This window comes from Streptomyces sp. NPDC047130 (assembly GCF_040643475.1).
Lineage (GTDB): Bacteria > Actinomycetota > Actinomycetes > Streptomycetales > Streptomycetaceae > Streptomyces.
Genome location: NZ_JBEYUK010000019.1, coordinates 92,119 through 110,481, shown reverse-complemented (window position 1 = coordinate 110,481; position 18,363 = coordinate 92,119). Strand labels below are relative to the sequence as shown.

Sequence of the window (18,363 nt, the reverse complement as noted above, 5' to 3'; positions counted from 1 at the left end):
CGCTCAAGGAAGGACAAGGCTCAGCAGGGACAACTGGAGAAACACTCGAAGTGGTGGTCAGCGATTGTCGTGCGGCGCTGTGCGAGCCATCCGGACACTCGCGGCCCGCCGTTCACTGCGCCACCGTCGGTGACGGTTCGCACATACTCGAAACCTTGAGCCAAGTAATAACGCTGCAGGGCTTCATTCGTGGTCCACGCATCGAGGCGAAGCCACTTGGCACCTTCCCTGAAGGCGTGGTCCGAGGCCCAGTCAAGAAGGCGGCCGCCGAGGTTCTGGCCAGCGTGCGTGCGGGCGACGGTCAACTTGTTGATGAAGCGGGACGGCTCGCTCAATTCGGCCTCGGTCCAGAGGCCCTCTTCGGCCTCGGATGTCAGTGTGATGGTGGCGGCGGTTGTCTCGCCGTCCTTAACCAGGAACACGGTCCCGGCCTCAATGGTCGCGAGCAGGCGATCGGCAGGGTACGGCCGCTGCCATTGGTCCGAGCCGAGCTGGGCAAGCCACCCCGCCGCCTCCTTGCGGAAGGCGAGCAGGGTTTCCACGTCGGCGGGCTGCGCAGGCACAATTTTCACTGAGGCTCGTTCTCGCTCCGGGCGGACAGGTCGCCGATCTCGTAGTTCATGCGGTTCAGGTCGCCCCTGAACGTGGTGATGGTGCAGCGGACCGGTCGTTCGTCGGTGTAGCCCGTGCGCGTCCAGAGCAGGACAGGTACGCCGGCGCCGATTTCCAGGAGGCGGGCCTCCTCCGGCGTCGGCATGCGGGTGGCGATCTCGTCGAAGTAGCCGATCTGCTCGATGCCGTAGCCCGCGAGGTAGCGGGTGGTCCCTTCGTCGATGTCGCCCGGCTGAGCCAGCCGCGGTGCCGCCTCCGTCACCCAAGCCGGGTAGTAGGTGGCCTGTGTGGACCACGGCACGTCGTCCACGAACCGATGGCAGAACCGCAGAACCGTGGCTGCCTCGGGCTCAAGCAAGAGCCGGCGCGCGACATCGTCGGGAGCGGGCAGCATCTCGACACGGAAGTCCTGATGCGGTCGCCGCCCTGCATTGGTCACGTCGGTGTTGTACGCGTCCCCGTTCTGCGGGAACTCCAGGTTCTCGAATCTGGAGGCGTTCAGCACGAACACCTCGTGCTTCCGCACCTCGTACCCCAGCCCTTGGCTGGAGGAGATCAACCCTTCGCTGACCAGCAGGCCCAGCCCTGACCTGACCGTGTTGCGCGACGCGTCGAAACGGGCGGACAGCTCGCTCTCGGACGGCAGACGCGAGCCAGGCGGGAACACCCCCTGGTCGATTTCGCGCCGCAGCGCGTCGGCCACCTGGCGGTACTTGGGCTGCTTGTTCATGCGCCCATCATGACGCACCTGACCAACTTGTCGGTACATGTATCCCCGATCGGCTTGACGGCTCACTGTCCGTGGGTGCAGCATCACTGCATCAGCTTGTACCAACAAGCTGGGCAAGCGGAGCAACATGCTCAAGTGTGTCAGGCATGCCTGACGACTGGGCGTCGCGGCTCGCTTGCAATGCACGTCAAGGGGCCCGGGACAGAGCGGGCCGAGGGACCCGGACCCCTGGTCAACCGGAGGGCGAGACCGAAAGGTCGCCGTCTCGCACTGCCTGAAACGGAAGCTCGTGTTTCCGAAGGCGAGACACCGCACGACATCAACCTCCGCAGGGTCACACCTGCGGCCGGTTGCCTCCGCCGCTCGTCCCGTACGAGCGGCGCCGAGGGGAGCCGGAGTGGCTTCACACAGCGCGCGGGCCCCGGGGTGCCACCCGAGACCCGCGCTGAACAAGGTCCTGACTGGAGGAACCTGTGTTCGTCAGCAGTCTGACAGACGCGGAGCGCGCCGAGTTGGCGCGGAAGAACGCGGAGCAGAACAAGCGGTCCCAGGACGACGCCCGTGCAAGGGGTGGTCGGTGATGGGGCGGTTCAGCAAGGGGAACGAGCAGCCGGCGGAAGCGTTCGCGGCTGAGGAGCAGCACCGGGCGGACGGCCTGGCAGTGCGGATCGTGGAGATTTCCGCGTCCGCCGGTCATCCGTCGCGTGGGTCGCTGCCCTACTACCAGGCGGCTTACCGGGACGCGTCGCAGAATGCGGCCGGTCACACCGCCCAGCCGCGGGGCTGAGGGCCCCGCACGTCGAACGAATCACCTGTGTCAGGGCCGGACGGTCTTCTCCGTCCGGCCCTGGCCTTTGCTGTCAGGAGTTGTGATCGTGCGTACGTTCATCGGCGGCCACCAGGCCGTCACCCCGGACGACTTCATCGAGCTGGCCCTCGGCACCCCGCTGGAGTTGTGGCTGGGTGTGGAGGGCGAGAGCGAGGTGGAGCGGGCGGCCCGGTTGGACGCGGCCCGGGACATCCTCGCGGACAACCCGCAGCTGCCGGACGACGCGTCCCGGGTCGCCGCCGAGGCGATCGAGGCGCGGATGCCGGAGCTGTTCAACGTGGTCCCGCTCGCCCGCCCGGTGCGCCGTCGCCGGCGGCGCCCGCTCGGAAAGGGGGCGGCGGCATGACCACCGCAACCACCACCACCGAGCGGCCCACGGTCCCGCCGCTGACCAAGCCGGAGATGGGTCTGGCGGGGTTCGGTGCCCTGGCGGCGGCCGGTGTCGGCGCGCTGGGGCTGGTGTCTTCCTTCGACGCCGTCTCCGAGGCCGCCGCCGCGTGGGGCTTCGGCGCCCCGTGGATGCTGCCGGTCGGTATCGACATCGCCATTCCGGTGTTCACGGTGGCCAACCTGCTGCTGATCCGGATGGACATGGCGCTCGGCTGGGTGCGGTTCGTGCCCTGGGCGCTCACCGCCGTGACCTGCGGCCTGAACGTCGCCGCCGGGCACGGCCTGTGGGCGAAGGTCGCGCACGGCACGATGCCGCTGCTGTGGGTCGTGTTCTCCGAGATCGGCGCGCACATCTACGCCACCCGAATCGGGGCGGTGACCGGGCGGCGCATGGAGAAGGTCCGCTTCTCCCGCTGGCTCCTCGCCCCGCTGTCCACGTTCGGGCTGTGGCGGCGGATGACCCTGTGGGAGATCACCTCCTACAGCGACGCCCTGGTCCGCGAGCGGGAACGGCAGCTCACCCGCGCCGACCTGCGCGAGCGGCACGGCCGCCTGTGGCGGTTCAAGGCCCCGCGCCGGGAACGCGTGCTGCTGAAGATGGGCGAACTCTCCCCCTCCACCGAGCCAGAGGCCCGACCGGAGGAGGTTGCAGCCCTGGAGCAGTCCACGGCTCCGGAGGTGATGGAGCAGAAGGCACGACGCCGTAGCCCCACGCGTCCGAAGAGCAAGGCGGGCAAGGGCAGGGCGGCGCCGCGGTCGGCGGCCGAGCTGTTGACCGAGGCGCGGGAGCTGACCGCCAGCTGGGCGGACGACGCCATTAACGCCGAGGCCCTGCGGACCGCGCTGCGGTGTTCGGCGGCGAACTCCCGCACGGTGCGGGACGCCCTGCTCGCCGAGCGGGCCGAGGACCGCACCCTCCGCCCCGTCCCCGCTGAAGAGCCCTCCGAGGCGCCCGAGGGGGTGGCGGCATGAGCGAGCCGATCGTGGCCGTCACCACGTGGCGGCCCGTGATGGTGGCGGCGAGCTGGGTCTGCCAGTGCCAGGGAGCCTGCGGCGACCCGCACGAGCGGACAGCCGGAACCTGCGCCCGCCGTCACGACAGCTTCTCCAGCAAGCACGGCTCCCGCATCCACCTGATCGCGGCCCCGGCCGATCTGTCACTCCCGACGGCACAGGCGGCCTCCCTGCTGCCGTCGCAGTTGCGGGCCTGGTGCCCGCGCTGTTTCTCCGCTGCCCGCAGGGCGGCCCGACGCACGTCGGCACCGGAGCCCGGACCGGGCCTGTTCGACCTGACCGAAGGGGGAGGGACGTGACGCTCACGTTCACGGATCTGTTCTGCGGCGCCGGTGGCTCTTCAACGGGGTTGGTGGCCGCCGGATTGGATCTGCGGCTCGCGGCGAACCACTGGGCGCGGGCGATCGAGACCCACGCGGCGAACCACCCGCAGGCCGATCACCTGTGTGCGGACATCGACCACTACGACATGCGCCGCCTGCCCAGCACGGACGTGCTGTGGGCGTCGCCGATCTGCACCGAACTCAGCCCCGCCGGCGGCCGACGCCGCAAGAACGTGTCCGCCGGGCAACTCTCCCTGCTCGAGGATGGGCCGGTGTCGTCCAAGGCGTTCGAACGGACACGGGCGACGTTTTGGGACGTGCTGCGCGCCATGGAGGTCCACCGCTATCCGGTGGTCCTGATCGAGAACGTGGCCGAGGCCGCCGACTGGGAGCTGTTCGACGTCTGGCTCTCCGGCACCCGAACCCTCGGCTACCAGCACCAGTTCGTGTCCGTCTCCTCCGCCCACATCGGCGGCGACGGCAACGACCCCGCACCCCAGTGGCGCGACCGCATCTACGTCGCCCTCACCCGCGACGGAGTACCGGTTCCCGACCTGGAGCCCCGCCCGCTCGCGTGGTGCCCGGTGTGCGGGGAGGACGTCCACGCGGTGCAGTCCTGGAAGAAACCGGGCGCCCGCCGGCTGGGGAAGTACCGGCAGCAGTACGTCTACCGCTGCCCCAACGGCAGCAAGTGCCGCCACCAGGTCGTGGAGCCCTACGTCTGCCCCGCGGCGTCCATCATCGACTGGAGCAACCTCGGGGTGAGGATCGCCGACCGCCCCCAGCACAAGCTCCCGCCGCTGGCGGCGAACACGCTGCGGCGCATCGAAGCCGGGCTGAAGCTGCTCGGGGACCGGCGCATGATCCTCACGGTCAACCACTCCGGACACGACGGCCGCCCCCTCCCCGCCGACCAGGCCCCGCTCGCCGCACGAACGGCGAAGATCGGGGACGCTCTGCTCGTCCCGTCCGGCGGCACCTGGAACACCACCGCCACGACCACGGGTGAGCCGATGCGCACGCGCATGGCCAACCCGAAGGGGTTCGAGGCCCTGGTGACGCCGCCCGAGGCGGACGACGCGTTCGTGGTCACCCTGCGCCGGAACGCGACGCCGACTCCGGTATCACGTCCCGTGGACGCGGTGACGGCTGGCGGGCGCCATCACTGGCTCGTCGTCCCCTACCGCAACGCGGCGACCAGGACGACCGGCGAGCCGCTGCACACGCTGTCGACGGTCGACTCCGCCGGACTTGCTTCCCCGGCGCCTGCCGTGGAGGAGTGCCGCTACCGGATGATCCAGCCGCGCGAACAGTTGCTGGCCCAGCGGTTCCCGGCCGACTACATCGTCCACGGCACCAAGGGCGAACAGACCATGCAGGCCGGAAACGCCGTCTCCTGCAACGTCGCCCAGTGGCTCGGGGAGCGAGTCCTGGAAGCCATGTCCGTCACGGCCGCCCACGCGGCCTGAGCGAGTACGCGCCGGGCGTGCCCTTGGGTTCTCCCGGCGCGTATTCGGCGATTTCCGGGCCTGGCCGCCCGCCTCCTACAGCCTGCGGCCGGGCCCTTTCCTCTCACCCTGAAGTGGAGAGAAGACCAGTGAACCAGCCCGAAGAAATCCCGCGCCTTGCCGCCGGCGGGGCGGACGTGGTGGACCTGGACAAGGCCCGCACCGCCCGTACCCAGTCGGCCGACCCGAGCATCCCCGCCCAGCCTGACCACTTCCCCGACCCATCCCCCGCACCGGTGGCCGACCGGTCGGCCGACTCCCACCCCGCCGAGTCGGCCGACCCGATGGAGTTCGAGTCGAGCGACGGGTCGGCGGCCGTCATGGTCGACCAGAGCGCCCCCGAGTCGGCCGGTCCCGGCTACCTCGGTCGGCTCGCCACCGCCCGCCGCCGCGATGTCGTCCCCGTCTGGCTGCGGTCTACGTCCGAGCTGAAGACCGCCACCGCCTGGGTGGCCCGCCACTACACCCACGCCGCCGGATACCACCTGCTCCGCACCCCCGTGTACGCCGCCCGCCTCGCCCTCCAGTCCCCGCGCGGCATGGCCCGGGTCGTCGGCGGCACCGCCCGGTGGGTCGCCGACCGTGAGGGCGAGCCCGTACGCCTCTCGGCGGTGCGGCGGGAGGACGCCGCAGAGTACCTGCGGCTGTCGCACCAGCGCGACGGCCGCGTCCGACTCCGCACCCTCGTCGCCTCGGTCACCGCGTTCGTCGGCCTCGGCACCGCGCTCGCCATCTACGTCCTCGCCCCCGCCTGGCTCCAGACCGTCTCCGTGACGGCCGTGGTCCTGGCGCTCGGGGCGGCCGGCCGACGCCCCGACGCCCCACTCGTCCACCGGGCCGTGGAGATGCCGCAGGCGGTCAAGCTCACCTCCGACATCGTCCTCCGGGCCCTCGGAGCGCTCGGGATTCCGGCGATCAACCAGGCCCAGGGCAAGGGCCGGGACGGGTTCGAGTTCACCGCACCCATCACCCGCGACGGACCCGGCTGGCGCGCGGAAGGCAACCTGCCGTTCGGCGTGACGGTCACCGACATCATCGAGAAGCGCGAGCGCCTCGCCTCCGGCCTACGGCGCCCGCTGGGCTGCGTGTGGCCGGAGGCAGTGCCGGACGAACACACCGGACACCTGGTGCTGTGGGTCGGCGACCAGGACATGAACAAGGCCAAGAAGCCCGCCTGGCCCCTGCTCAAGTCCGGCACCGTCGACCTCTTCCGGCCCGTCGCATACGGGACCGACCAGCGCGGACGCTGGGTCGAGGTCACCCTCATGTACATCGCCGGCGTCATCGGGGCGATCCCGCGTATGGGCAAGACCTTCCTGCTCAGGCTGCTTCTCCTCATCGCGGCGCTGGATCCGCGGGCTGAGCTGCACACCTACGACATGAAGGGCACCGGCGACCTGGACCCGGTCGGTAACGCCGTCTCCCACCGGCACGCCGCCGGGGACGACGACGAAGCCATCGAGTACGCGCTCGCCGACTTCCGCGCCCTGCGCGAGGAACTGCGCAGGCGCACGAAGGTGATCCGCTCGCTGCCCCGGGACATCTGCCCGGAGTCGAAGGTGACCAGCGCTCTCGCGGACAAGCGGTCCCTCGGTCTGCATCCGATCGTGGTGGGTGTGGACGAGTGCCAGGTCCTGTTCGAGCACCCCGACCACGGCAAGGAGTTCGAGGAGATCGCCACTGACCTCGTCAAGCGCGGTCCGGCCACCGGCATCGTCGTCCTGCTCGCCACCCAGCGCCCGGACGCCAAGTCCCTCCCGACCGGGATCAGCGCCAACGCGTCGGCCCGGTGGTGCCTGAAGGTCATGGGCCAGACCGAGAACGACATGGTCCTGGGCACCTCGCAGTACAAGCGCGGGGTCAGGGCCACCATGTTCGCCTGGGGAGACAAGGGCATCCACTACTTCGTGGGCGAGGGCTCCGACGCAAGGATCGTCGCCTCCGTCTACGTGGACGCCCCCGGCGCCGAGAACATCGCCGCCCGCGCCCGCAAGACCAAGGAGAAGGCCGGACTCCTCACCGGCCACGCCGCCGGCGAAAACCTGGAGACCGTGACCGGCCCGGCCTACGACCTGCTCGCCGACATCCTCGCCGTCATCCCGGCCAGGGAGACCAAGATGTGGTCCGAGACCGTGGTGGCCCGGCTTGCTGAGCTGCGGCCGGAGGTCTACGCCGGCTGGGACCCGGAGAACCTGTCCGCCGCGCTCAAGCCCCACGGTGTGTCCACGATCCAGGTGGGTCGCCGGGTGGACGGCAAGGTCGTGAACCGGCGCGGCATCGACCGCTCCCACATCACCGAAACCGTCGCAGAGCGTAACGGAAAGTAGAGCGACGGAGGGCGGTCCGGGGCCGCTAACGATAGCGGCACGCCTCGCTAACGTTAGCGGCCCCGCTAGCGCCCGAAACCATGCCTGATCAGGTCGTTAGCAGATAGCGCCCCACCTGCGCAAACCCCGGAAACCAGCCTGGAAGGGCCTTGTGATGCCCCCTGCCCTGCTCGCTATCGCCTGCCTACTCACCGTCACACTCGGTTACATCGCAAAGTGCGCGGTGTCGCCGTTCGGGGACTGCCGAACCTGCCACGGCATAGGCCAGTTGGCCGCCATCGGACGCAACGGCAAGCCCAAGGCGGGCAAGCCGTGCCGCCGCTGCAAGACCACCGGCAAACGCATCCGCGTCGGCCGCTGGATCTACAACCGCCTCTCCGCCACCTACCGCGACGGCACCCGCTGAACAGCGCCGGCGACCACCCGTCCGAAAACGGACCGTAGCAAGGCTCGGCAGGCGTGGTCGCCGGTCAACGCCCCGAGCTTGCCAGCATCCGGGGCTTGCAGATCGTAAGGCGCCAACCTCCATACCCGGAAGGGGATTTCGCATGGCCGTCTCCATCTCCCTGGTCGCTCTGTTCGGCCTGGTCCTGTTCTTCCTCCTGCGCTCCCGCTCCCTGGGGGCGGGATCCGCGTTCGTCGCCGCCGGCTTCGGCTTTTTCCTCGCCTCCACCGGCGCTGCCGAACCCATCACCCAGCTCGCCACCGCCGTCATCGACGCCTTACACCAGCTCTGAGGAGCACCCGTGAACCCCAGCCCCATCGAGCCCCACCCCATCTCCGTTCACCGCCCGGTGCCGCTCACGCCGATACCGACCACCGCGGCGGCCCCGCTCGTGCCGGTGCAGCCCGGTGCGCTGCCGGAGGTGGCCAGCGTGGTCCTCCCCGACGGGCGGATCGTCACCGGCTACGCCATCGAGCACGCCCACACCGAGCCCGTCGCCGCCAAGCCGGTGGTCTCCCGGACGGCCGTGAACATCGCCCTCGGTGGTGTCGGCTTCCTCGCCGTCTGCGGCGGCCTCGCCATCGCCGCCTCCTTCATCGCCGCCCTGGCCGCGCTCGTCCAGCAGCTCATCGTCCTCGCCGCCGTCGTCTTCGGCGGCTGGATCGCCGCCCAGGTCCTCCGAGGCGGGGACCGCAGGCCCACCACGGTGAACATCCGCAGGGCCGTCATCAAGCGCAACCACTTCCACACCTGACCGAAAGGAATGACCGGCCATGCCCGCTCGGCACCGTCGCCCGGCCGTCATCGGCGGAACCCTCCGCCCCATCCCGGGCTCCGAGAACGGACCCCGCATCCACCACCCGCAGACCGCGCCCACCGTCTGGATGGCCACCCGCGAGGGGCTCACGGCCGTCGACGTCATCGCGGTGGAGCGCGTCATCACCGGCAAGGACCGCGGCCTCATCCTCACCATGGACGAGCGCCGCTACGCCGCCCACCTCATGCTCGCCCACCTGCCCTACACCGTCGTGGCCCGGCACCTGGGCGTCAGCGCCGCCACCATGCGCGACTGGTTCCCCCACCACGCCCCGCCGGTCAAGCACCGCACCTCCCCGGCCGCCCGCCGGGCGGTCTGCGGCACCCTGCGCGGCTACCGCTCCCACCGCTACCAGCGCGAGCCGGCCTGCCGAGCCTGCAAGGACGCCTACGCCACCGCCGACCGCCACTACCGCGCCCACGGCACCTACCCCAGCCCCACCGCCCCGCTCGCTGGAGCCAGGTGACGCCCGGGGCAGGCCGCCCATCTCGCCAAAGTCGTGCGGCCCGCCCCGGTCTGCCAGCACCCATCAAGGAACTGGAGACCTACAGCATGACCCAACCCATCCGTCCCGTGCTGCCGGAGGCGCTGTCCACCGCTCTGCGGCTGGCGGCGGCCGGCGTGCCGGTGCTGCCTCTGCGGCGGGGGAAGGTGCCGTTCGGCAACTGCCCCGCCTGCACCCGCAACGCCTGTGGCGGCAGGCCCCACATGAAAACCGCGGGCCCCTGCCAGTGCCCGGCTCTCTGCCACGGCTGGGCCGCCGCCACCACCAACCCCGACACCCTCACCTCGCCCGCTTGGGCGACGGCCTGGCGGCAGGCCGTGGCCGTCGCCTACCACCCCGGCGGCGCCGGGCTCACCGTCGTAGACCTGGACAACGCGGACGCCATCACCTGGGCCCGCGAGGCCCTGCCCGCCACGCGAACCGTGAAAACGACTCGGGGCGAGCACTGGATCTACCGGGGCACCATGGCGTCCTCCAACGCGGTCCGCTCCGGTGTGGACATCAAGTCGCTGATGTCCTACGTCCGCTACCTCGGGCCCGGCACAGGCACGATGACCGAGCTGCCGGACGCCGTCCGTGCCCTGGCCGTGAAGGAGCCCGCCCCGATCCGCCCGGCGCGGTCCGCCGTGGCCGCGCCCGCCGGCGGCGGCCCGTGCCTGCACCGTCGGCCCGCGTTCCTCGAGCGCGGCGTCGCCATGGCAGAGCAGCGGATCGCAGAGGCCCGCAGCGGGGTGCACGCGACCGTGTACCGGACGTTCCTCGCCGTGCTGTCCACGCACGGCCGGTGCGGCTGCCTCACCGACGCCCACGCGGCGCGGCTGTTCACCGCCGCGCAGGCCAAGGGCGAGTCCCTGCGGCACTGCACCGACGCCTGGACCAACGCCCTCACCCGGTTGGGACTGTGACCATGTCCGACGAAGAGAAGACCCCGGCACGCGAGGTCATCACCGCCTACGCCCAAGAGCACTTCCGGTACTTCCGCACCGCCGACGGCACCGTCTACGCGCAGAAGAACGGCCACCCCGTGGCCCGCCCGATCCGCTCCCAGGGCACGACCGGCAGTCACCGTCAGGAACTCATGGTCGGCCTCTTCCACAACGGCCTGGGCGTGTTCAACAGCACCGCGCTCAAGGAAGCGCTGGACCTGATCGAAGCGCTCGCGCTCAGCGAGGACGTGCAGGACGTGCACATCCGCGTCGCCCCCGGCTTCGACGGGGCGACGTGGCTGGACCTGGGCCGCAACGACGGCCAGTCCGTGCGCATCCACCCCACCGGCTGGGACATCACCGTTCCCGACCCGCGAGAGGTGTGCTGGCGGCGCACCCAGCTCACCGGAGAGCTGCCGCTGCCCGCCAAGGACACCGACGGCAAGGGCATCGACCGTCTGCTGCAGCTGTGCAACTTCGCCAACGCGGAAACCGAGTGCCTGGCTGTCGCCTGGCTGATTGGTTGCCTGGGCCCCTCCGTCCCGGTCCCGGCCCCGTTCCTCACCGGCCCCCAGGGCGCGGGCAAGTCCACCGGCGGCCGCATGCTCGTGCGGATCGTGGAAGGCATGAGCGGCGACCTTCGCCGCGCCCCGAAAGACGAGGAGAACCTGATCGCGGCCGTGGCCGCCGGATGGGTCACCGCTCTGGACAACCTCTCCCACATGACGCCGGACCTCTCCGACGCGATGTGCTGCATCGTGACCGGTGCCGAGAACGTCAAGCGCGCCCTCTACACCGACGGGGACGTGGTCCGGGCTCGCTACCGCCGGCCGATGCTGCTCACCGGCATCGACGTGGGCGTCATCCGCCCGGACCTCGCCGAACGCCTCCTGCCTCTGCGGCTGGAACGTCCGAAGGTCCGGCGCACCGAGGCGGAACTGTGGACCGAGTACGAAGAGGCCCTGCCGGTCATCCTCGGCTCCCTGCTCGATCTCACGGTCAAGGTCCGGGCGGCGGAGGCGGAGACGCCGACCGATCTGCGGATGGCGGACTTCGCGCATCTGTGCGCGCAATTCGACGCCGCCACCGGACTCGGGGCACTCGCCGCCTACCGGCGCAGCCTGGACGACCTGAACGACGACGTCATCGAAGGCGACCTGCTCGCGCAGACCGTCCTGAAGCACGCCAACAGCATGGAACCGGGCACCGTGCAGCAGATGACGTCCACCGAGTGGCTGAGCTACCTCAGCCGCCTCTACAGCGGCGACGAACTGCGGCCTCTCCCCAGGGGCTGGCCCACCACGGGCAAGGTTCTCTCCGACCGCCTCAAGCGTCTCCAGCCCACGCTCGCCGCCCGCGGCCTCCTCATCGACTGGGGCCGCACCAGCGAACGCCGCTACCTCGAAATGACCCGGCCCCACACCCAGCAGCCGGCCGAAGAGAAGCAGATGTTCTGACCCGGCCGCGCCGCCGGACAAGCAAGAAGAGCACCAAGGCCGCCCGGTGCTCTTCTTGCTTTTCGGCCCCGCCACCACATCAGAAAGCTCCCTCTCTTTGTCCGAAGAGGAGAGCCCCTGCGTCATCTGCGTCGCGCAAGCGGAAAGACGGCCTCCGACCTGCGGCTGAGCCGTGACGCAGCCGCCGTTCCCTGCGTCATCCCGCGTCACCTGCGTCGTCAGGTGACGCAGCCCATGACACGGCACATGACACAGGCCAGCCCCTTGCGACACGGGACGACCGCAGGTCAGCGCCCCCGCATGACGCCACGAACGCAGTGACGCAGAAATCCCCGCCTCGGACACAAGCACCACCCCACCTCAGTGCGAACCGAACCACCCCCTCCGGAGGAGTGCAGTGACCCGCTCGCAGATGCTCAAGCTCCCCGAAGTCCTCACCGAACTCGGCATGAGCCGCGCCGCCTTCTACCGCATGCGCGCCCGCGGCAACGGCCCCCGACTCATCAAGCTCCCCAACGGCCAGCTGCGCTGCCGCCGCACCGACCTGGACGCCTGGCTCGCATCCATGGAAGAGACCGCTGCCTGACCCATCCCACAACGAGACCGAAGGGCCCGCCGGACCGGCGGGCCCTTCGTAGTGGAGTCCCATGCTCACGTACGACGTTGACATCTGGTCCATCCGCAAGCGCGCCGGACGGCCCAAGCCCTACGAACTTCGGTGGCGGGTCGGATCACGTCCGCACTCGAAGAGCTTCAAGCTGAAACCGCAGGCTGACGGCCGCCGGTCGGAACTGATGGCCGCCCTCCGCGAAGGGCAGCAGTTCGACGAGGCGACTGGGCTGCCCGCGCGGGAGCTCGCCGCGCTTTCATCGCCCACCTGGTTCGAGCACGCCATGGCGTACGCCCTGATGAAGTGGCCGCGCGCAGCTGCCAAGCAGCGCGCCAGCATCGCGGCAGCCCTGGCCGTGGTCGTCCCTACTTTGACCAGCACCCGGCAGGGGGCGCCCACCGTGCCGGTGATGCGGGCGGCGCTCTACCAGTGGGCGTTCCGCGCTGTTCCGGGACCGGATGGCACGTTCGTTCCACGCCACGCCCTGGAGGAGCCGCCGGCCGACATCCGGCGAGCCCTGGACTGGATCGCCAAGCACTCGATGAAGGTCAACGCGCTGGAGAACGATCCTGCGCTTCTCCGTCCGGCCCTCGAAGCCCTCGGGCGCCGCCTGGACGGCACGAAGGCCGCCGAGAACACCGAGCGGCGCAAGCGCATGGTCCTGAGCAACTTCCTGCGCTACACGGTGGAAGAGAAGGGCTTGCTGTCGGCCAACCCGATGGCACGGGTGGACTGGACGCCACCGCAGCGGGACGACGAAATCGACTTCCGCTATGTTCCCGGCCCCGCCCTGGTGCTGAAGTTCCTAACCGCGGTACGGGAGAGCGGAGCCCGTGGGGAACACCTGGAGGCGTTCTTCGGCTGCCTGTACTACGCGGCCATGCGGCCCGGCGAGATCGCCGCGCTGAAGAGACGGCAGTGCACACTTCCCGACCTCGACAAGGACCCGGAGGCGTGGGGGGAACTCCTGCTGGAGGAGAGCCGCCCGGAGGTCGGAGGCGGGTGGACGGACGACGGGGCGGCGTTCGAGACACGTGGACTCAAGCGGAGGGCGCGGCGGGCCACCCGCCCCGTGCCCATTCCGCCGGTGCTCGTGCGGATGCTGCGGGACCACATCGAGCGGTACGGGACGGCATCGGACGGGAGGCTGTTCCGGGCCGCCGAGGGCGGGAGGGTGCGTTCCACGGAATACTGCGCGCTGTGGGACGCCGCTCGCGCCTCCGTGCTCTCCAGGGAGGAGGCGGCATCGCCGCTCGCCGCTGTCCCGTACTCGCTGCGGCACGCCGGCGTCTCCCTGTGGATCCGGTCCGGCGTGGATCCTGCCGAGGTCGCGACCCGAGCAGGGCACAGCATCGCCGTGCTGTACCGCTTCTACGCGAAGATCCTCAAAGGCGACCAGGCCCGGTCCAACCGGCTCATTCAGCAGGGCCTTGAAGAGCGTGACGACCCAGAGCAGCAGAACCGCATCTTTGCCCCATGAGAACACCCCTACTGCGCTGCCCTTCCCCTACCTTCGTCAAGTAGGGGAAGGGAGCACATTGGATCAGGGATGGGCGGCATTGCTGGCCGCAGGAGTTGGGTTGCTGGGTGCCCTGAGCGGCGCTGCTGTTGGCGGATACGCAGCTATTCGAGGAGCCCGGGAGGGAGCCGAAAGAGCAGCCCAAGGCCTGCAAGAGCAGGCAAGACAGCAAGCTCAGGATCAGTTCAATCACTGGCTACTACAGGAGCGTCGAGCGGCCTACGCAGAGCTGTTGCAAGACGCGGAGAGCCTTGTGATCGAGTACGGTGACCTACTCAGGTATCGCGAGGAAGGCACCGCGAGCGCTGATTGTCTTGAGGCTGTTGCCAACTACCTTGACGCCTCTGAACGAGTGTTCCGCCGCGGTGGCTCGCTGGCCACTGTTACGCACCCCACAGTCTGGGAGCCCTACCAGGCGCTCACGGAGTGGTGCCGCCAGGTCTTCCCGCGGTTGCGGTACCAGCACCCGCTGAGCCTCCCCTGGGATGAGCTGGAAGAGCAGTTCGAGACCCTTACGCAGACCGTCGCCCGACTGGTCGCCGCTGTTGCTGCGGATGTTCAGAAAGGGCCAGCAGAAAGCGGCAACACCCGCTGATCCTGGCCCACAGATGGCCCATACGCACTGGTCAACACCGGGATACGGGCGGATCAGGGTGAGACGGGCCGCACGCAGAGAGGGTGCCCCCGGAACCGGGGGCACCCTCTCTGACCTGCGTCTATGTTGACCTCGGCGGAGGCGGTGGGATTTGAACCCACGGTGACATCGCTGCCACGACGGTTTTCAAGACCGTTCCCTTCGGCCGCTCGGGCACGCCTCCCCGCGTCGGGCGAGCCCGGCGCGGGGACAAGAGTAACGGGTCCCCGAGGCGGCGTGTCAGCTCAGTTGTCGCCGACGCGGGAGCCGAGGGTGAGTTCCACCGTGCGCTCCTTGCCGTCGCGCTCGAAGGTCAGCTCGACCTTGTCACCGGGCTTGTGGGTCCAGATCTCGCCGATGAGGGCCGGGCCGCTGTCGATGGCCTTGTCGTCGAAGCGGGTGATCAGGTCGCCCGGCTCCAGGCCCGCCTTGTCGGCGGGGCCGCCCGACTCCACCGCGGTGGCGCCGTCGCCGATGATGCGGGCGCCGCCCTCGCCCTCCGTCATGGTGACCGAGGCGCCGATCTTGGCGTACACCGGCTTGCCGGTCTTGATGAGTTCCTGGGCGACGAACTTGGCCTGGTTGATCGGGATCGCGAAGCCGAGGCCGATGGAGCCGGCCTGGCCGCTGCCGAAGCCGTCACTGGCCGACTGGATGGCGGAGTTGATGCCGATGACCGCGCCGTCCGCGTTGAGCAGCGGGCCGCCGGAGTTGCCGGGGTTGATGGAGGCGTCGGTCTGCAGGGCGCTCATGTAGGAGGCCTTGCTGCCCGCGCCGCCGTCGCTGGAGGCGACCGGGCGGTTCTTGGCGCTGATGATGCCGGTGGTGACCGTGTTGGACAGGCCGAACGGGGCGCCGATGGCGATGGTCGGGTCGCCGACGGCCACCTTGTCGGAGTCACCCAGCGGCAGCGGCTTGAGGTTGGCGGGCGCGTTCTTCAGCTTGATCACCGCGACGTCGTAGCCCTGGGCGTGGCCGACCACTTCGGCGTCGTACTTCTTGCCGTCGGGGAACGTGGCGGTGACCTTGCCGCTCTCCACGGCCTCGGCCACCACGTGGTTGTTGGTGACGATGTGGCCCTCGGTGTCGAAGACGAAGCCGGTGCCGGTGCCGCCCTCGCCGCCGGAGTTCTGGGCGTCGATGGTGACGGTGCTGGGCAGGGCCGCGGAGGCCACGCCGGCCACCGAGTCGGGGGCGCGCTGCACGCCGGCGCTGCCCGCAGAGACCACGGTGGAGGCGCCGGAGCCGGAGTCGGCCAGGCCGAAGCCGATGGCGCCGCCGATGCCGCCGGCCACCAGCGCGGCCGCGACCACCGCGGCGATCAGGCCGCCGCGGCCCTTCTTGCGGGGCGGCACGGCCGGCTGCTGCAGCGGGGCGGCACCGCCCCAGCCGCCACCGCCCTGCGCGGGCGCGGTCGGCGGGGGCCAGGCGCCGGCGCCCTGCGGCGCGGGCGCGTCGTACGGCTGGGCGGCGTGGGTGTCGTACGCCTGCGCCGGCTGCGCGGCGTACGGCTGCGCGGGCTGCGCCGTGTCCATCGCGGCGGCCGGGGCGGGAGGCGCGACCGGGGCCGGGGCGGGAGGCGCGACCGGGGCCGCGGCCGGGGCCGGGGCGTCGGCGGGGACCGGCGGCAGCTGCTCCGTCGGGGCGGCGGCCGCGGGCGGGGTCGACGGGACGGGCGGCGCCGCTGCCGGAGGAGCAGCGGGAGTCTCCCCCGACGCCGGCGGGGCGGACGGAACCGGCGGAACCGCAGTGCCCTCGTTCTCGCTGCTCACAGCTCTTCTCCTCGATCCATGCTGGTGTGCGGACGGGATGCTCGGCATCCGTCCATCAGCTTTTCCCACAGGGCGTCAGAGCACGATAAGCCGTGCTGCATCCGGCCCGGACATTGTTTACTACGGACATTCGCGACATTGGTCACAGAGGCCGCAAAGGGCGGCGGTCGAGGTGCTCCGACCGGCTCCCCGCCCGCCGCTCGGGGGTGGCACCATGACGCGGTGACGAACGCATCGCAGCAGCGCATCCAGGTCGTCGCCCACCGCGGCGCCTCCGAGGACGCGCCGGAGCACACCCTGGCCGCCTACCGTAAGGCCATCGAGGACGGAGCGGACGCGCTCGAGTGCGATGTGCGTCTCACCGCCGACGGTCACCTGGTCTGCGTGCACGACCGCCGCGTCAACCGCACCAGCAACGGCCGCGGCGCCGTCTCCGCCCTGGAGCTCGCCGATCTGGCCGCGCTGGACTTCGGGTCGTGGAAGCACCCCGAGCAGTGGCACGGCCGTCACGAGGCCCCCGAGTGGGAGCACCGGCCGGAGGACCGCGAGGCGACCTCGGTGCTCACCCTGGAGCGGCTGCTGGAGCTGGTGAGCGACGCCGGGCGGCGGGTGGAGCTGGCCGTCGAGACCAAGCACCCCACCCGCTGGGCGGGCCAGGTCGAGGAGCGGCTGATGCTGCTGCTCAAGCGGTTCGGGCTGGAGGCGCCGGCCTCGCCGGAGGAGTCCCCGGTGCGCGTGATGAGCTTCTCCGCCCGGTCGCTGCACCGCATCCAGGCCGCCTCGCCGACGCTGCCGACCGTCTACCTGATGCAGTTCGTCTCCCCCCGGCTCCGCGACGGGCGGCTGCCCGCCGGGGTGGGGATCGCCGGACCGTCGATCCGGATCGTCCGCTCCCACCCCTCGTACGTGGAGCGGCTGCGGAGGGCCGGACACCGGGTGCACGTGTGGACCGTGGACGACCCCGCGGACGTCGCGCTCTGCGCGGAACTCGGGGTGGACGCGGTGATCACCAACCGGCCGAGCGCGGTGCTGCGGCAGCTCGGCCGCTGACCTGCGCCGGGGCCGGGAAGCATGCCCGTGCGGGGCGTCGAGGGCCGCTTCGCGGGTGTGCCCCGGCGCACCCGGCGTGTCGCCGATGGGGGTGAATGCGTCGTCCTGGCCGTACCGGGCGGTTTCCGCCGCAGATCAAGGGGGCATCCACACCCTGGCGTGGGGCGAAGGAGGTCTCGGGGGTGGCGTTGATGGTGGCACAGGAGGTGCCCACGTCGTCGAGCATGGCCGTTCCGTACGGGCCGGCCGGCGTGGGCAGGGCAAGACACCGGGTGCGGGACCAGCTGCGCAGCGGCGGCGTCCCCGAGCCGGTGATCGACGACACGGTGCTGATCCTGTCGGAACTGCTCAGCAACGCCTGCAAGCACGGGCGCCCGCTGGACGGCGGCGCCGACGGGCAGGTACGGGTCGACTGGCGGATCGAGCCGACCGGCAGGCTGACGGTGGAGGTCACGGACGGCGGCGGCCCGACCCGCCCCCGCGCGGCCACCCCCTCGGTCACGGCGCACGGCGGACGCGGGCTGAACATCATCACCTCGCTCGCCGACGACTGGGGCGTCCGCGACGGGATGACCGGCGAGGTCACGGTCTGGGTGGTCGTCCACCGGGACGTGCACGACCCGGACGCGGGGCGGCACCGCGAGGACTTCGCCGCACGGGTGGTCGCGCCACGGCTGCCGGCGGCCGCCGGACTCGCCGACCTCGAACTCGCCTTTCCCGACCCGTTCGGCGATCTGTCCTGAGCGGTCGTGCCGCTCCGGTCGCTACGCGCGTCGACCTCCGGACGGGCGGTCCGGGCCGCCGTCGGCGCGGCCCGGCCCCCGGGCTGACGTGCCGTCGGGAACGGCGCGGGAGCGGGGAACGGCTAGGCTCGCGGCCGAAGCTCGAGCAGACC

The 18,363-nt window shown here is 70.8% G+C and carries 20 protein-coding genes and 1 tRNA gene; 17 read left to right on the top strand and 4 right to left on the bottom strand.

Annotation, left to right across the window (positions count from 1 at the left end):
* Positions 1 to 20: 20 nt before the first annotated feature.
* Positions 21 to 572 carry a GNAT family N-acetyltransferase gene (locus tag ABZ836_RS22080; protein WP_361144644.1) on the bottom strand — a complete coding sequence of 184 codons (552 nt, stop codon included), beginning with the start codon at positions 570 to 572 and terminating at the stop codon, positions 21 to 23.
* Entirely contained in the window at positions 569 to 1,342 is a 774-nt protein-coding gene (locus ABZ836_RS22075; protein WP_361144641.1) for a GntR family transcriptional regulator, read from the bottom strand. Before ABZ836_RS22075 ends, ABZ836_RS22080 begins: the two co-directional genes overlap by 4 nt.
* Before the next feature lie 580 nt (positions 1,343 to 1,922).
* Between ABZ836_RS22075 and ABZ836_RS22070 the strand changes: the two genes are divergently transcribed.
* The 15 genes from ABZ836_RS22070 to ABZ836_RS22000 all read left to right on the top strand — a co-directional run bounded on the left by ABZ836_RS22070 (position 1,923) and on the right by ABZ836_RS22000 (position 14,607).
* Complete coding sequence (locus ABZ836_RS22070; protein ID WP_361144638.1) at positions 1,923 to 2,129, top strand: hypothetical protein; 207 nt, start codon at positions 1,923 to 1,925, stop codon at positions 2,127 to 2,129.
* 88 nt (positions 2,130 to 2,217) lie between these two features.
* The gene (locus tag ABZ836_RS22065; RefSeq protein WP_361144635.1) at positions 2,218 to 2,517 is read left to right on the top strand and encodes a hypothetical protein; all 300 of its coding nucleotides are present in this window, start codon (positions 2,218 to 2,220) and stop codon (positions 2,515 to 2,517) included.
* Positions 2,514 to 3,533 carry a DUF2637 domain-containing protein gene (locus tag ABZ836_RS22060; RefSeq protein WP_361144632.1) on the top strand — a complete coding sequence of 340 codons (1,020 nt, stop codon included), beginning with the start codon at positions 2,514 to 2,516 and terminating at the stop codon, positions 3,531 to 3,533. The genes ABZ836_RS22065 and ABZ836_RS22060 overlap by 4 nt, the downstream gene beginning before the upstream one ends.
* Positions 3,530 to 3,874, top strand: coding sequence for a hypothetical protein (locus tag ABZ836_RS22055; RefSeq protein WP_361144629.1), 345 nt, complete (start codon positions 3,530 to 3,532; stop codon positions 3,872 to 3,874). The genes ABZ836_RS22060 and ABZ836_RS22055 overlap by 4 nt, the downstream gene beginning before the upstream one ends.
* A complete protein-coding gene (locus ABZ836_RS22050; RefSeq protein WP_361144626.1) occupies positions 3,871 to 5,367 on the top strand; it encodes a DNA cytosine methyltransferase in 1,497 nt (498 codons plus the stop codon). The genes ABZ836_RS22055 and ABZ836_RS22050 overlap by 4 nt, the downstream gene beginning before the upstream one ends.
* 128 nt (positions 5,368 to 5,495) lie before the next feature.
* On the top strand, positions 5,496 to 7,733 hold the full coding sequence (locus ABZ836_RS22045; protein WP_361144623.1) for a cell division protein FtsK: 2,238 nt from the start codon (positions 5,496 to 5,498) through the stop codon (positions 7,731 to 7,733).
* Positions 7,734 to 8,001: 268 nt separating this feature from the next.
* Positions 8,002 to 8,139: a hypothetical protein gene (locus ABZ836_RS22040; RefSeq protein ID WP_361144620.1), complete on the top strand. Its 138-nt coding sequence runs from the start codon at positions 8,002 to 8,004 to the stop codon at positions 8,137 to 8,139.
* A gap of 142 nt (positions 8,140 to 8,281) precedes the next feature.
* Positions 8,282 to 8,470 carry a hypothetical protein gene (locus ABZ836_RS22035; RefSeq protein WP_361144617.1) on the top strand — a complete coding sequence of 63 codons (189 nt, stop codon included), beginning with the start codon at positions 8,282 to 8,284 and terminating at the stop codon, positions 8,468 to 8,470.
* 9 nt (positions 8,471 to 8,479) lie between these two features.
* On the top strand, positions 8,480 to 8,932 hold the full coding sequence (locus tag ABZ836_RS22030) for a hypothetical protein (RefSeq protein WP_361144614.1): 453 nt from the start codon (positions 8,480 to 8,482) through the stop codon (positions 8,930 to 8,932).
* 19 nt (positions 8,933 to 8,951) lie between these two features.
* Complete coding sequence (locus tag ABZ836_RS22025; protein ID WP_361144611.1) at positions 8,952 to 9,461, top strand: hypothetical protein; 510 nt, start codon at positions 8,952 to 8,954, stop codon at positions 9,459 to 9,461.
* Positions 9,462 to 9,547: 86 nt separating this feature from the next.
* Entirely contained in the window at positions 9,548 to 10,405 is an 858-nt protein-coding gene (locus ABZ836_RS22020; RefSeq protein ID WP_361144609.1) for a bifunctional DNA primase/polymerase, read from the top strand.
* Positions 10,406 to 10,407: 2 nt separating this feature from the next.
* The gene (locus ABZ836_RS22015) at positions 10,408 to 11,883 is read left to right on the top strand and encodes an ATP-binding protein (RefSeq protein WP_361144606.1); all 1,476 of its coding nucleotides are present in this window, start codon (positions 10,408 to 10,410) and stop codon (positions 11,881 to 11,883) included.
* A gap of 397 nt (positions 11,884 to 12,280) precedes the next feature.
* On the top strand, positions 12,281 to 12,469 hold the full coding sequence (locus ABZ836_RS22010) for a helix-turn-helix domain-containing protein (protein WP_361144603.1): 189 nt from the start codon (positions 12,281 to 12,283) through the stop codon (positions 12,467 to 12,469).
* 61 nt (positions 12,470 to 12,530) lie between these two features.
* Positions 12,531 to 13,973, top strand: coding sequence for a site-specific integrase (locus ABZ836_RS22005; protein ID WP_361144601.1), 1,443 nt, complete (start codon positions 12,531 to 12,533; stop codon positions 13,971 to 13,973).
* A 292-nt stretch (positions 13,974 to 14,265) separates the two neighbouring features.
* On the top strand, positions 14,266 to 14,607 hold the full coding sequence (locus ABZ836_RS22000) for a hypothetical protein (RefSeq protein WP_361144598.1): 342 nt from the start codon (positions 14,266 to 14,268) through the stop codon (positions 14,605 to 14,607).
* 136 nt (positions 14,608 to 14,743) lie between these two features.
* On the opposite strand, the gene ABZ836_RS21995 is transcribed toward ABZ836_RS22000, so the two are convergent.
* A tRNA-Ser gene (locus tag ABZ836_RS21995) sits at positions 14,744 to 14,830 on the bottom strand.
* Between the two features lie 61 nt (positions 14,831 to 14,891).
* Positions 14,892 to 16,418, bottom strand: a complete 1,527-nt coding sequence (locus tag ABZ836_RS21990) for a trypsin-like peptidase domain-containing protein (protein ID WP_361144595.1) — start codon at positions 16,416 to 16,418, stop codon at positions 14,892 to 14,894.
* Positions 16,419 to 16,640: 222 nt separating this feature from the next.
* Between ABZ836_RS21990 and ABZ836_RS21985 the strand changes: the two genes are divergently transcribed.
* Together ABZ836_RS21985 and ABZ836_RS21980 are read left to right on the top strand one after the other, a co-directional pair.
* On the top strand, positions 16,641 to 17,468 hold the full coding sequence (locus ABZ836_RS21985; RefSeq protein ID WP_361144592.1) for a glycerophosphodiester phosphodiesterase: 828 nt from the start codon (positions 16,641 to 16,643) through the stop codon (positions 17,466 to 17,468).
* A gap of 95 nt (positions 17,469 to 17,563) precedes the next feature.
* The gene (locus ABZ836_RS21980; RefSeq protein ID WP_361144589.1) at positions 17,564 to 18,211 is read left to right on the top strand and encodes an ATP-binding protein; all 648 of its coding nucleotides are present in this window, start codon (positions 17,564 to 17,566) and stop codon (positions 18,209 to 18,211) included.
* The last annotated feature ends 152 nt before the right edge of the window (positions 18,212 to 18,363 follow it).